This window comes from Azotobacter armeniacus, from assembly GCF_054779355.1.
In genome coordinates, this window is the sequence record NZ_BAAGYK010000003.1 from 80,057 (window position 1) to 93,474 (window position 13,418).

The following is a 13,418-nucleotide window of genomic DNA, read 5'->3' on the forward strand; positions in this document are numbered from 1 at the left end:
TCCCACATGAGCCTGCTGGAAATCGACAACCTCAGTGTGCGCTATGGGTCCGCCAACACCCCGCCAGTGGTGGACGGCCTCGACCTGCGCCTGGAGGCGGGCGAGGTGCTGGCCATCGTCGGCGAGTCCGGCTCCGGCAAGTCGCAGGCCATGCTCGCCCTGCTCGGACTGATCGACCCGCCCGGACGGGTCGCCGCCGATCGCCTGCACTTCGCCGGCCACGACCTGCTCGCCCTCAAGGAGCGCCAGCGGCGCAAACTCCTCGGCAAGGAACTGGCAATGGTCTTCCAGGACCCGCTAGCCGCCCTCGATCCCAGCTACAGGGTGGGCTTCCAGATCGAGGAAGTGCTGCGCCAGCACCTCGGCCTGCGCGGCGCGAGCGCCCGCCGGCGCGCCCTGGAGCTGCTCGATCAGGTGGAGATCCCGGCCGCCGCCAGCCGTCTTGACGCCTACCCGCACCAGCTCTCCGGCGGAATGGCCCAGCGCGTGGCCATCGCCCTGGCGATCGCCGCCGAGCCGCGTCTGTTGATCGCCGACGAGCCGACCACCGCCCTCGATGTGACCATCCAGGCGCAAATCCTCGAGCTGCTGCTGGGGCTGCAGCGCGAGCGCGGCATGGCCCTGCTGCTGATCAGCCACGACTTGGCGGTGGTCGCCGAATGCGCCACCCGGGTCTGCGTGATGTACGCCGGCCAGGCGGTGGAGGTCGGCCTCCTGCCCGGCCTGTTCGATGCCCCGGCGCATCCCTATACCGAAGCGCTGCTGGCGGCACTGCCCGAGGCCGGCGAGGCGCGCCGCCCCCTGCGTGGCTTGCCGGGAGCCGTCCCCGGCCGCTACGATCGCCCTGCGGGGTGCCTGCTGGCGCCGCGCTGCGCCTACGTGCAGGACGACTGCCGCACCCGCTGCCCGCCGCTGGAGGCCAAACGGCAGGGCCAGGCGCGCTGCTTCCACCCGCGCAACCAGGAGGGCCCGGCATGAGCCCGGTACTGATCGCCCGCGAACTGACCCGCCACTACCGCGTCTCCCGCGGCCTGTTCCGGCCCGCCGCCACCGTCCAGGCGCTGAACGGCCTGTCCTTCGAACTGCAGGCCGGGCAGACCCTGGCGGTGGTCGGCGAATCCGGCTGCGGCAAGTCGACCCTGGCCCGCGCCCTGACCCTGATCGAGGAGCCGACCTCCGGCTCACTGCAGATCGCCGGGCAGGAAATCGCTGCCGCCGACCGCAGCACCCGCCGGCAGCTGCGTCGCGATGTGCAGATGGTCTTCCAGAACCCCTACGCCTCGCTCAACCCGCGCCGGCGGATCGGCGACCAGTTGGCCGAGCCGCTGGCCATCAACACCGACAGTTCCGGCGCCGAATGCCACAAGCGGGTGCTGGCGATGCTCGAGCAGGTCGGCCTGCGCGCCGAGCATTATTCGCGCTACCCGCACATGTTCTCCGGCGGCCAGCGCCAGCGCATCGCCATTGCCCGGGCGATGATCCTGTGTCCGAAAGTGCTGGTCGCCGATGAGCCGACATCGGCACTGGACGTGTCGGTGCAGGCCCAGGTGCTCAACCTGTTCCTGGAGCTGCAGCAGGCGTTCGGCACCGCCTACCTGTTCATCTCTCACAACCTGGCGGTGGTGCGCCACATCGCCGACCGCCTGCTGGTGATGTACCTCGGCCGCCCCATGGAGCTCGGCCCCGCCGAACTCATCTACCGCCGGCCGCTGCATCCCTACACCCAGGCACTGCTCGCCGCCACGCCGAGCCTGCATCCCGAGCCGGGCCGGCAGCGCATCCGCCTCGCCGGTGAACCGCCCAACCCGCTCGAGCCGCCGGCCGGCTGCGTGTTTCATCCGCGCTGTCCGTATGCGACGGAGCGCTGTCGGGGGGAAGTGCCGCTACTGAGGGAGGTGGATGGGCGGGAGGTGGCTTGTCATTATGCGGAGCGGTTTGTTTGAGGCTTACGCATTTGTTGGCTTGGGCCTAACCCAAGGGGCAATAACGACGCGCTTTCCTCGGCGCGGCCTACAGGTTTCGCCTTGCACGGCGACTCACTTTTTTCAGTCGCGAAAAAAGTAAGCAAAAACGCTTGCCCCTATCATCCGGCCCCGCCTACGGCGGGGTTCCCTCCCTCCGTCGTCGCTCCAGGGGCCCGGCCCGAAGGGCCATCCATGGCCAACGGGCCTTTCGCCGCATCCATGCGACTCAACCCCTTCCTCGACGACTCCGCTCGGCCTTCTGAAAGGGGCGTTCGGCGCTGCCTGATGGTTCTGGCGCCAAAAGCAAAGCGGAGCTTTCCAACTTTTCCTCCCAACTGTCAGTCAACCTCCCAGTCCCGTACAGAAGGCCGAGTGCAGGCGCTGCGCAGGAGGCCGAGCGAGTCGCGAAGGGACAGGGACGTCCCTTCGCGACGGCCCCCGGAGCAGCGCCGGAGCGAGGGAACCCGTAACGAAGCGCAGCGCAGTGAAGGGCCGGATGTCGGGTACCCTTCTTCTTTGGTCACTTTCTTCTTGGGCAAGCAAGAAGAAAGTGACTCGCCGTGCAGGGCGAAACCTGTCGGCCGGGCCGAGGAAAGCGCTGTGATTGCTCGCAGAAGTTAGGCCATAGAGAACCAGTAAGCGGTCAACGTCCGAAGAACCGATAAAACCCCCGTAACTCCTCCTGCACCACCTTCAGCTTCACCCGCTTGAAGCGCACCGTCCGGTGTGCCGGACACTGCGCCAGCAACCCCAGATCCAGCGGATGCACCCAGCCGAGGATGGGATAGCCACCCATGGTCTGCCGGTCGGCCAAGAGGACGATCGGCTGGCCGTCCGGCGGCACCTGGATGGCGCCCGTGACAACCCCCAGCGACCACTGTCGTGTTGGCGCCTGCAAAGGCTCGCCCAAGAGGCGCGCACCCATGCGGTCAGACTGCGGGCTCAGTCGCCAGACGCGGGCGAAGAAGTGCTGGCGCCCGGCCACGGAAAAGTCCCCGGCATCCCCACCGAGCATCACCCGCAGGCAGACTTCGGCCCGGTAGTCCGGCACGAAGCGCCAGGGCACGCTGGCTGCGCCGGATCGGCTGGCCGGCGCGCAGGGTAAGAGATCCCCGGCACGCAGGGGCTGGCCGTCTTCGTGCAGCCCGCCGAGACCTTCGCGGCCCTGAGTCGCCACGCTGCCCAGCACTGCCCCGGCACGAAAGCCCCCCGCCACCGCCAGGTAGGCGCGCTGGCCGCTGCGCGCGAAGCCGAGGCTCAGGCGCTGCCCGGCGCGCAGGGCGAAACGCGACCAGTTCGGCCGCGGCGCCCCGTCCACCGTGATGGCCAGCTCGGCGCCGCAGAGCGCTACCCAGGTGTCGAGCGTGCTTTCCAGCTCCACGCCGCCGAGGGCGATCTCCAGCAGTGGCGTGCCCCAGGGATTGTCCAGCAGGCGGTTGGCCCAGGCCGCCGCGTGGACATCCAGCGGGCCCGCGGGGGAGACGCCAAGGTGTTGCCAGCCCAGACGGCCGGCATCCTGCACCAGGCTGAGCGGGCCGGGGCGGATCACCGCAAGGCCCTTCACAGCGCGCCGCCCTCAGCGCAGAAGGCCGCTTCGTCGATGGCGAAGAAGCGCACCCGGTCGCCCACCGCCAGCGGACAGGGCGGCTCGGCTTGGGCGTCGAACAGGCGCCGCGGACAGCGCCCGAGCAGGTGCCAGCCGCCCGGCGAGGCCTGGGGATAGACCGCCGTCTGCCGCTCAGCGATGGCCAGAGAGCCGGCCGGCACCCGGGTGCGCGGCGTGCGCCGGCGCGGCAGGGCCAAGCGCGCGTCCAGCTCGCCCAGATAGGCGAAGCCCGGGGCGAAGCCGATGGCGCCGACGCGGTACTCCGTACCGCTGTGCAGAGCGATCACCTCGGCCTCGCTCAGGGCGCAGGCGCGGGCCACCTCGGCCAGGTCCTCGCCGGCATACCAGATGGGGATTTCATGCAGGCGTCCAACTCGGGGGGACTGTGGCTGGGCGTACCAGTCTTCGAGCAGGGGCAGCAGGCGCTTGCCGAGCTGCAGGTGGTCAGTGCGCAGCAGGTCGTAATGCAGCAGCAGGGTGGTCCAGCCGGGTACCAGGTCGACGAGCAAGGGCCCCAGTTCGAGATGGATTCGATCGGCCAGGGTGGCGATGCGCAGCGGCAGCCCGGCGTCCGGCTGCTCGGCCAGGACCAGCAGCAGGGCTTCGGCGCCGGCCGGTTCGAGGCGCATCAGAGGGTGTCGAGGGCCGCACGCAGGCGGCGCAGCACGGCCAGCGACTCGGCGTTGTCGCCGTGCACGCAGAGGCTGTCGGCCCACAGGCGCAGCGGCTTGCCGTCGAGGTCCGGGAAGGGCTCGCCGCGGGCGATGGCCAAGGCCTGGGCGAGGATGCGCTCAGAGTCCTGGTGCACCGCCCCGCTCAGGCGGCGCGGCGCCAGCTGGCCGTCGGACAGGTAGGCGCGGTCGGCGAAGGCCTCGAACAACAGCGGCACCCCGGCGGCCTCGGCCAGGCGCGCCTCGCGGGCGTTGTCGGCCAGCGCCAGGACCATCAGCGGCAGGCCCGGGCGGAATGCCGCGCAGGCCTCCAGCACGGCGGCGAGCAGCCTGTCGTCGCGCACCAGGTCGTTGTACAGCGCGCCATGCGGCTTGACGTAGTCGATGCGGGTGCCGGCGGCGCGGCAGAAGGCGTCCAGCGCGCCGAGCTGGTAGAGCACCAGGGCGCGCACCTCTTCGGGCGAGCAGTCCAGATGGCGGCGACCGAAGCCGGCCAGGTCCGGGTAGGCCGGGTGCGCGCCGATGCTCGCCCCATGGCGCACCGCCAGGGCCACGCTGTGCTGCATGGTCAGGGGATCGGCGGCGTGGAAGCCGCAGGCCAGGTTAGCCTGGTCGATCAGCGGCATGGCCAGCACGTCGTTGCCCATTGTCCAGGCGCCGAAGCTCTCGCCCATGTCGCAGTTGAGAAGGATGGCTGTGTTGGTCTTCATGGAACTAGCTTGGAGCTTCCACCGGCCTGTCGCAAGCCTGCGGGGAAACGCGGCCCCCCGCAATCGCCCTCAGAAGAGATCGCGCCGGAAGCGCCCCTTGTCGCGCAAGCGCTCGACTTCGGCGCTGCCGAGCAGCTCGATCAGCACCGCCTCGACCCCGAAAGCCATGCCCTGGCTGCCGCACAGGTAGATGACAGCACCCTCGGCCAACCAGTCGCGCAGGGCATCGGCGGACTCGCGCAGGCAGTCCTGCACGTAGACCTTGCGTTCCCCTTCGGTAGAGAAGGCCAGGTCGAGACAGGCCAGCCGGCCTGCTGCCTGCCAGGACAGCAGCTCCTCGCGACAGAGGAAGTCGTGGGCCTCGCTGCGCTCGCCGAAGATCAGCCAATTGCTGACTTGGCCACGTCGGATGCGCTCGCGCAGCAGGCCGCGCAGACCAGCGAGGCCGGCGCCGTTGCCTATCAGCAGCAGCGGCCGGTCGTCCGCCGGCAGGCGGAAGCCGCTGTTGGGGCGCAGGCGCAGCGGCACGCGGGAGCCCGGCGCCAGCTCGCACAGCCAGCCGGAGCACAGCCCCGGCGTGCCGTCGGGGCGCCGATAGCGGCGCACCAGCAGCTCCAGCACGCCATCTTCGCTCAGCGAGGCAATCGAATAGCAGCGCAGCGCAGCGGCGTGCGGCGGACGGATCTCCGCCAGATCGCCGGCCTCCCAGCGCTGCCCGTCCGGGATCTGGAAGATCAGGCGCCAGACCGACTCGGCCGCGCTGCCGGGGTTGAGGCATTCGCGGGCCAGCAGCGTCCATTCGGCGAAGCCCTTTTCGACCGGCGCCGACGGCTCGCTGCCGAATAGCCGGCCGAGCTGCTCGCGCCAGACCTGCAGGGCTGCGGCATCGCCGCTATTCACCTCCACCGGGGCGAACAGCGCCCGCGCGCCCTGCTTCTGCAACCACTGGTCGAGCTGCCGGGCGAAGGCGCAGAAGCGCTGGTACTGGCTGTCGCCGAGACCGAGCAGGGCGTACCGGAGGTGGCCCAGCTGGCACTCGCCGCCGAGCACCCGGCGCACGAAGCCGCGCGCACTGTCCGGCGCCTCGCCGTCGCCGAAGGTGCTGACCACGAATAGCGCGCGTTCGGTGCCGCGCAGGTCGCTCTCGTCGAGCTGCGCCAGCGAGCGCACCTGCACCGCGGCGCCGCCCGCCTGCAACTGACTGGCGGCCTGCCAGGCCAGCCGTTCGGCGAAACCGTTCTGGCTGGCGAAGCCAACCAGCCACGGCTGGCCGTCGGTCGATATCGCCAATGCCTGCTGCGCCTTGCGGGCGGCGCGGCGGGTGCGCCGGCGGTCGAGGTAGAGCTGCCAGCCGGTAATGAAGAACAGCGGCATGCCCAAGCTGGCGAGCAGCATCAGCACACGACCGGGCTGACCGAAATATTCGCCGGTATGCAGCGGATAGAGGCTGGCGAGCAGGCGCTGGGGCAGGCTCTTGTCCGCGTAGCGCTCGTGCTTGAGCGGCACACCGCTGCCGGTGTCGAGGCTCAACCGGCTGATCGCCCGGGCATGCTCGGCATCGGTCGCGACATACATGATCTGCAGCGGCTGGCCAGGACGCTCGGGCAGCGTCAGATTGACCTGCCGGTAGGGATCCCCCACCTCGCGGCGGAAGGCCTGGAACAGGGGATTGAGGCCGATCGCCGGAGCTGGAGCCCTGCCCTGCTCGCCGCCCGGCGGCGGACCACGGCGCCCGCCGCCAGGGCCGCCGTGCTGCGGGGCGGTTTCGCCGGCGAGGGCGAAAAGGCCCTGGCGGTACCAGTCGTAGGACCAGCTCAGGCCGGTCAGCGCGGCCAGCAAGTAGAGCAGCAGCGCCCAGGTGCCGGCCACCGCATGCAGGTTCCAGAGAAAGCCGCGGCCCCGGCGCGACCAGTCGAGGACCAGCCAGGCACGCCAGTCGCCGGCCCGGCGCGGCCAGCGCAGGTAGAGACCGGACAGGCAGAGGAACACCAGGATCAGGGTCGAGGCGCCGGTGATCGCCTTGCCGGTATCGCCGATGGCCAGCCAGCGGTGCACCTGCATCATGAAGCGGAAGAACCCCAGGCCCCGCGCCGCGCCGAGCAGGTCGCCGCTGTAGGGATCGACATAGAGGGTCTCGCCGCGCGGGCCGCCGCCGCTGACGATCAGTTGGGCCGCATCGTCCGGCGTGCTCGACAGGGTCAGGCCCAGTACCTGACGCTGCCCCACCTGTCCGCGCAGGCCGGCGAGCAGCTCGTCCGGGCTCAGCGCCTGCACTCCCGGCGGCACCTCGACGGTCATCACCCCGGGATTGAGAAAGCGCAGCAGCTCATCCTGGTAGGACAGGGTCGCGCCGGTCACACCCATGACCGCCAGCACCAGCCCGGCGCTGATGCCGAGCAGCCAGTGCAGCTGGAAGAGGATCTTCTTCATCACCTGATATCACCTGATCGGTATCGCCTTTGGCAGCACGGTTGAAATCGAAACACGGTCGCCCGCCACAGTGCACCACCAGCGCGGCAGTGCGAAAAATTCTATTCGGGAACAATTTGCAACAAATCGGCTTTACCCAACCTTTACCTCGTCACCGGCAGACACGCAAAGGCCACCCGCAGGCGGCCCTTGACGGCTTTGCAACCTCCTCAGAAATGGAAGTTGGTGGCTAGCAGCACAGTACGCCCCGCCGCCACGTGGGCCATGTGGGTCGTGAAGACCTGATCGAAGTAGCGCTTGTCGGTCAGGTTCTGGATGTTCAGCAGCAGGTCGAGGTTCTTGCTCACCTTCAGGTTGGCCATGGCGTCGTAGCGCCAGTAGCTGGATACCTGGATCGTGTTGGCGGCATCGCCGTAGCGCGAATCCACATAGTTGGCGCCACCACCGACGGTGAGGAAGGGGAACAACTGGTAGGTGCTCCAGAGGCTGAAGCTGTTCTCCGGGGTGCTGGGGTTTTCGTTGCCGTCGTTGGCACCGTCAATGCCGTTGACTATGCCACCATCGACGATCTCGCTGTCGAGGTAGGTGTAGTTGGCGAAGATCTGCCACTCGCGGGTGAGGCGGCCGTTGATGCCCAGCTCGAAGCCCTTGATCTCGACCTCGCCCATGTTCTGCGTCCTGCCGTCCTGGTCGGTGACCCGCGCGTTGGACTTCTTGGTCTTGAAGATCGCCGAATCCAGCGCCAGGCGGCCGTCGAGGAGCTCCCACTTGGTGCCCAGCTCGATGTTGCGGTTGCGTTCCGGTTCCAGGTCCTGGGTGGCACCTGCGATGCTGTTGTTGCCTTCGCCGGCGGTCTCGCCGACCGGGTTGCGCGAGGTCGACCAGGCCGCGTAGACGCTACCGTTGGGCAGCGGGTTGTAGACCACGCCCAACTGGTGGCTCCAGAAGTTGTTGTTGTTCTCGAACTTGAAACTGCCCGGGGCTTGGATACGAGTCCCGGTGCTGTACCCCGAGGACTTGGTTTCGAAATCGTCGTAGCGCAGGCCGAGGTTCAACGACCACTTCTCGTTGAACTTGAGGGTGTCGAACAGGTAGGCGGACTTGGTCTGGGTATCGGTGTCGGTGTAAGACAGCCCATCGGTGTAGTAGCCGGCCCAGTCGTCCTTGTAGGTCGGGTTGTTCAGGGTGGTGCAGTTGCCCGAGGCCAGGCTGGCGCTGTTGCAGCTACTGGTGGTGGAGATGGGCTTGCCGTCCGCGGTGTAAAAGGCATAGGGACGGTTGTGCACGTCCTGGTCGGTGATCTCGATGCCGCCCACCAGGCTGTGCTCGATGCTGCCGGTGGTGAATTTCGCCTGGATGTCGGTCTGGTTGACCCAGCCTTCCGAGGTGGAGTTGCGGCTTTTCGGCGAGCGCCACACTAATCCCCTCTCGATATTGCCGGCGACCGAGTCGTTCGGGTTGGTGGCGATGTAGTCGAGGGTGGTGCGCACCTGGCGGAAGGTATTGGAAATCGTCACGTTCTCGTTGAGATCGTGCTCGATCTTGAAGGTGCCGGAGTCGGTGCTGCTTTCCCGGAAGTCACGGCCGGTCAGGCCGTAGAAATGGTCCTTGTCGCCGTTCACCGGCTTGCGCACCGGGTTGCTGGCGGTTGCCGGCTTCACTGGAATGCCGTAGTCCGGCATGTCGTCGGCTTCCAGGTGGTAGTAGGAAAAGGTCGCACGGGTCGGGGTGTCGAAGCCGAAGGTGATGGTCGGCGCCACACCCCAGCGGCTGACGTCCACCCCGTCGCGGCCGGCGACGTTGGCGTCGTGCTTCATCAGGTTCAGGCGGAAGCCGATCTGGTCGGTCAGCATCCGATTGAGGTCCATGGTGGAGCGGCGGGTCTGGTCCGAACCGAAGGTCTGGCTGAGATCGAGGAAATTGTTGCGCTTGGCGGTCTTGGTGATCATGTTGATGCTGCCGCCGGTGGAGCCGGCGCCGGTGTAGGCCGAGCCCGGGCCTTTGCTCACCTCGATCTGCTCGATGTTGAAGACCTCGCGGGTCTGCGAGGCGACGTCGCGCAGGCCGTCGATGAAGGTGTCGCTCTCGGCGTCGAAGCCGCGGATGATCGGCCGGTCGCCCGCCGGGTTGCCGCCTTCGCCGGCGCCGAAGGTGATGCCGGAGGTGGTGCGCAGGGCATCGACCAGGCTCAGCGAGCCGGTGTCCTCGATGACCTGCCGGGAAATGATGGTGACCGACTTGGGCGTCTCGCGCAGCGGTGCGGTGAACTTCTTCGAGGCCGACTCGACCTTGTAATCATCCTCTCTCTCCCCGACGACGGTATCCGACTCCAGCGACAAGACTCCCTTCCTCTCCGCGCCCTTCCGTGCGGTTTCCTTCTGTGCCGCCTCCTCGGCACGTACCCCGCTGACTGCGGAAAATGCGGCCATGACTCCCACTGCAGAAGCCAGCATGCACGGCGTGGCAGCCGACCGCTCATTAATGCGAATGCACAACATAATGGTTTGTCTCCTAACGAAACGAATGTCGTGCGCCACAATAGATAACAATTCTCATAACCAAACGATACAGATTTACATAATTTACACGTGACAATCCTTATTTCCTGGTCATTTACCTGTCAAATAAAAACAAATAACATATGAGACATATTCTCGATTGATCGGAGCCAGCCACCATGCTGCTACACATACCGGGGGTCTTTTCCCGTGACGAGGTCCGGCACATCCGCCAGGCGCTGGAGCAGGCACACTGGATCGATGGCAAGGTGAGCGCGGGCTATCAGTCGGCCCGGACCAAGCACAACCTGCAGTTGGCCGAGGACGATCCGCTGGCGCAGGAAGTCGCCAGCGCCATGCTCGAACGCCTGTGGCAGAACCCGCAGTTCATGTCCGCCGCGCTGCCGCACAAGGTCTATCCGCCGCTGTTCAACTGCTACACCGACGGCGGCACCTTCGGCTTTCACATCGACAACGCCGTGCGCCAGGTGCGCGGCTCCGCCGAGCGGGTGCGCACCGACCTCTCCTCCACGCTGTTCTTCAGCGACCCGGACGAGTACGACGGCGGCGAACTGGTCATCCAGGACACCTACGGCATGCAGCGGGTCAAGCTGCCGGCCGGCGATCTGGTGCTCTACCCGGCCACCAGCATCCACCAGGTCACCCCGGTCACCCGCGGGGCGCGCTACGCCTCCTTCTTCTGGACGCAGAGCCTGGTCCGCGAGGACTCCCAGCGCAGCCTGCTGTACGAGATGGACCAAGCCATCCAGAGCCTGTCGCGCGACATGGAAGACCACCCAGCGCTGGTTCAACTGACCGGCAACTACCACAACCTGCTGCGCCGCTGGGGCGAGGTGTGAGCGGACGACCATGAGCTTCATCCTGCATCGCACCGAAACGCCCGATCTCGCACAACTGGGCCGGAGTCTGGCCGAGGATCCGCGCCAGGCGGCCCGCTGGATTCTCGCCACGGCGAGCGCCGGCGAGCTGGAGGCCCAGGCCCTGCTCGGCCAGCTGCTGCTCGATGGCCTCGGCATCCAGCGCGACGCGGCGCTGGCCCGCGACTGGTTCGAGATCGCCGCCCAGAGCGGTCACACCATGGCCAGCAACATGCTGGGCCGCTGCTGCGAGCTGGGCTGGGGCGGCCCCATCGACGAGGCAGCCGCCGCCCGGCATTACCGCACGGCGGCCGAGCGCGGCCTCGACTGGGGCATGTACAACTACGCCAACCTGCTCGCCACCGGCCGCGGGGTTGCATGCGACGAAGCGCAGGCCTTCGCCTGGTACCAGCGCGCCGCCGGGCTGGGGCACGCCAAGTCGATGAACCTGGTCGGCCGCTACTACGAGGAAGGTCGGGGGGTCCGCGCCGATCCGCCGGCCGCCTTCGCCTGCTACCGGCGCTCCGCCGAGGCCGGCGACTTCCGCGGCCAGTTCAGCTATGCCACGGTGCTGATGGGCCTTGGCCGCTGGGACGAGGCCCGCCACTGGCTGCGCGAAGCCCTCGCCCTCGGTCATCTGAAGTTCCTGCGCAAGGCCTGCGACGAACTGCAGCGGGCTGCCAGCGTGGAACTCGCCGACATCGCCGCAGCCTACGCCCGGCGCTGCGCCGAGTTGGAAGCCGGCACCTCGCCGGCTGAGCAAGCCTTCTAGCGATCGACCAGCGACGGGCCGATGTCAGCCAGTGTCCGGCAGCCGGTCAGGGCCATCGCCACCTCCAACTCGGCCCGCAGCAGCTGCACGACATGGCAGACGCCCGGCGCGCCCGCCGCGGCCAGGCCGAAGACATAGGGCCGCCCCACCAGTACTGCGCTGGCGCCCAGGGCCAGGGCCTTGAACACGTCGGTGCCGCGGCGGATGCCGCCATCCAGCAGCAGCGGCAGCTGCCCCTCTACGGCACGGGCGATCTCCTCCAGTACCTCGATGGTCGCCGGCTGGGTGTCCAGGGTGCGCCCACCGTGGTTGGAGACGATGATCCCGTCGATGCCCTCGGCCACTGCGCGGCGGGCGTCCTCGGGGTGCATCACGCCCTTGACCAGCACCGGCAGGTGAGTCAGCGAGCGCAGCCAGGCGAGATCCCGCCAGGTCGGCGCGGCGGCCAGCAGCGGGCCGCCGAACAGCACGCTGTCGCCGATCCGGCTGATGGCCGGCGGCAGCGTGCGCATGCCGTGCAGGTTGACTGCCTCCACCCCCTCGGGCAGCACGAAGCCGGCGCGCTGCTCGCGGTTGCGCAGGCCGTTGACTGGCGCATCCACGGTCACCACCAGCGCTTGGTAGCCGGCCGCCTCGGCGCGCTGTACCAGTTCGCGGGTGAACTCGCGGTCGGGCTGCACGTAGAGCTGGAACCACAGCGGCGCCTGCGCCTGCCGGGCAATGTCCTCCAGCGCCGCGCTGGCCTGGGTGCTGACCACCATCCCGGCGCGCACCGCCGAGGCCGCCAGCACCGTGGCCAGCTCGCCCTCGGGATGGGCGAGCTTCTGGTAGGCCACCGGCGCCAGCAGGATCGGCTGCTCGAAGCGCTGGCCGAACAGCTCCAGGCGGGTATGGCCGTCGGTCAGATCCTGCAGCGCCCGGCTGCGCAAGCGCAGGCGCTGGAACGCCGTGCAGTTGTCGCGCAGGGTCAGTTCGTCCGCCGCGCCGCCGGCCATGTAGGCCCAGGCCAGTTCGCTCATCCGCTCGCGAGCGAAGGGCTCGTAGTCGGCGACCGCGGCGATGCTTGCGGGGATCTGCTGCAGCTTGGGCAGGGGTCGGTGCATGGCGTCCGCTCCTAGGCTATCGGGATTCGATCGAGTAGGAGGCGGGTTCGCACCCGCCGTCCTCCCACACCACCGTACGTACGGTTCCGTATACGGCGGTTCAGGTTATGCGGTTAAGCCGGTTTATCGTATCCAGTATCGAGACCAGTCCAAGCCCATCCCAGAGCTTCTTGGGTAACGCCTGGTTCATGTGCGATGCCCCCGAGTTCCACCAGGGGCCTCGTCCGTTGAAGGCTGACTTGCAGGCACGCGCCTCGCTCAGGCCCAGTCGCATCAGGTTGCGAGCCCTCGTAGAGGGCCGCTTCCATTGGCGCCAGATCGCACAGCGAAGTTTGTGCCTGACCCACCCGTCCAGATCCTCAAGCGGTCGCTTGCTCTGACTTAGCTTGAAATAGCCAGCCCAGCCACGCAGCACAGGGTTGATCCGCTTGATGACGCTAGCCAGCTTGTGGCCCCGCACTCCGCGCAGCAGCTCACCGAGCCGGTCGCGCAAGCGACGTAGGCTCATCGTTGCCACTCGCAGCCGTGGCTGCTGATGCCAGCTCATTCCATACCCCAGGTAGTCGCACTTCCATGCCTCTGCCGCTCGGCTCTTGTCCCGATTCAACGCCAGTTTCAGACGTTGGTTCAGGAAGTGCTCAACACCGATCAGCACCCGCTCACCTGCACGAGGACTGCGCACATACTAATCTTTTAAAAAGTAATGTCATGCTGCTGTATATCGGCAGTCCGGGTGGCGGAAAAACGATCTCACCAGCTCCGGCAACTTCTGGATTCTGCGCAGCG

Annotated in this window: 10 protein-coding genes and 1 pseudogene; 4 read left to right on the forward strand and 7 right to left on the reverse strand. The window is 67.8% G+C overall.

The features are described 5' to 3' along the window. The first annotated feature begins 6 nt into the window (after positions 1–6). Both ACYVD0_RS00890 and ACYVD0_RS00895 read left to right on the forward strand, forming a co-directional pair. The gene (locus ACYVD0_RS00890) at positions 7–978 is read left to right on the forward strand and encodes an ABC transporter ATP-binding protein (protein WP_460425025.1); all 972 of its coding nucleotides are present in this window, start codon (positions 7–9) and stop codon (positions 976–978) included. Beyond that, positions 975–1,943 (forward strand): peptide ABC transporter ATP-binding protein, encoded by a 969-nt coding sequence (locus ACYVD0_RS00895; protein ID WP_460425026.1) that lies wholly within the window; start codon positions 975–977, stop codon positions 1,941–1,943. Before ACYVD0_RS00890 ends, ACYVD0_RS00895 begins: the two co-directional genes overlap by 4 nt. Before the next feature lie 664 nt (positions 1,944–2,607). On the opposite strand, the gene ACYVD0_RS00900 is transcribed toward ACYVD0_RS00895, so the two are convergent. From ACYVD0_RS00900 to ACYVD0_RS00920, 5 genes are all read right to left on the reverse strand, one after another. After that, positions 2,608–3,528 carry a 5-oxoprolinase subunit C family protein gene (locus ACYVD0_RS00900; protein WP_460425027.1) on the reverse strand — a complete coding sequence of 307 codons (921 nt, stop codon included), beginning with the start codon at positions 3,526–3,528 and terminating at the stop codon, positions 2,608–2,610. Then, positions 3,525–4,202, reverse strand: a complete 678-nt coding sequence (gene pxpB, locus ACYVD0_RS00905) for a 5-oxoprolinase subunit PxpB (protein ID WP_460425038.1) — start codon at positions 4,200–4,202, stop codon at positions 3,525–3,527. Before pxpB ends, ACYVD0_RS00900 begins: the two co-directional genes overlap by 4 nt. Then, complete coding sequence (locus ACYVD0_RS00910; protein ID WP_460425028.1) at positions 4,199–4,951, reverse strand: 5-oxoprolinase subunit PxpA; 753 nt, start codon at positions 4,949–4,951, stop codon at positions 4,199–4,201. The genes pxpB and ACYVD0_RS00910 overlap by 4 nt, the downstream gene beginning before the upstream one ends. Positions 4,952–5,020: 69 nt before the next feature. Further along, the gene (locus tag ACYVD0_RS00915; protein WP_460425029.1) at positions 5,021–7,384 is read right to left on the reverse strand and encodes a PepSY domain-containing protein; all 2,364 of its coding nucleotides are present in this window, start codon (positions 7,382–7,384) and stop codon (positions 5,021–5,023) included. 206 nt (positions 7,385–7,590) lie between these two features. Beyond that, a complete protein-coding gene (locus ACYVD0_RS00920; protein WP_460425030.1) occupies positions 7,591–9,879 on the reverse strand; it encodes a TonB-dependent receptor in 2,289 nt (762 codons plus the stop codon). Positions 9,880–10,058: 179 nt separating this feature from the next. Between ACYVD0_RS00920 and ACYVD0_RS00925 the strand changes: the two genes are divergently transcribed. Together ACYVD0_RS00925 and ACYVD0_RS00930 are read left to right on the forward strand one after the other, a co-directional pair. Next, on the forward strand, positions 10,059–10,739 hold the full coding sequence (locus tag ACYVD0_RS00925; RefSeq protein WP_460425031.1) for a PKHD-type hydroxylase: 681 nt from the start codon (positions 10,059–10,061) through the stop codon (positions 10,737–10,739). 10 nt (positions 10,740–10,749) lie between these two features. Beyond that, positions 10,750–11,529: a tetratricopeptide repeat protein gene (locus ACYVD0_RS00930; RefSeq protein WP_460425032.1), complete on the forward strand. Its 780-nt coding sequence runs from the start codon at positions 10,750–10,752 to the stop codon at positions 11,527–11,529. Here the strand turns inward: ACYVD0_RS00930 and ACYVD0_RS00935 are convergent. Next, positions 11,526–12,632 (reverse strand): alpha-hydroxy acid oxidase, encoded by a 1,107-nt coding sequence (locus ACYVD0_RS00935; protein ID WP_460425033.1) that lies wholly within the window; start codon positions 12,630–12,632, stop codon positions 11,526–11,528. The two genes, ACYVD0_RS00930 and ACYVD0_RS00935, sit on opposite strands and share 4 nt — an antisense overlap. A 100-nt stretch (positions 12,633–12,732) precedes the next feature. Then, positions 12,733–13,317 (reverse strand): annotated as a pseudogene (locus ACYVD0_RS00940) (group II intron maturase-specific domain-containing protein); the annotation flags it as partial. Between the last annotated feature and the right edge of the window lie 101 nt (positions 13,318–13,418).

Coding starts and splice junctions, on each gene's coding strand:
- ACYVD0_RS00920 (WP_460425030.1), bottom strand. CDS start 9,879: ATGTTGTGCATTCGCATTAATGAGCGGTCGGCTGCCACGCCGTGCATG.
- ACYVD0_RS00910 (WP_460425028.1), bottom strand. CDS start 4,951: ATGAAGACCAACACAGCCATCCTTCTCAACTGCGACATGGGCGAGAGC.
- ACYVD0_RS00930 (WP_460425032.1), top strand. CDS start 10,750: ATGAGCTTCATCCTGCATCGCACCGAAACGCCCGATCTCGCACAACTG.
- ACYVD0_RS00925 (WP_460425031.1), top strand. CDS start 10,059: ATGCTGCTACACATACCGGGGGTCTTTTCCCGTGACGAGGTCCGGCAC.
- ACYVD0_RS00890 (WP_460425025.1), top strand. CDS start 7: ATGAGCCTGCTGGAAATCGACAACCTCAGTGTGCGCTATGGGTCCGCC.
- ACYVD0_RS00935 (WP_460425033.1), bottom strand. CDS start 12,632: ATGCACCGACCCCTGCCCAAGCTGCAGCAGATCCCCGCAAGCATCGCC.
- ACYVD0_RS00895 (WP_460425026.1), top strand. CDS start 975: ATGAGCCCGGTACTGATCGCCCGCGAACTGACCCGCCACTACCGCGTC.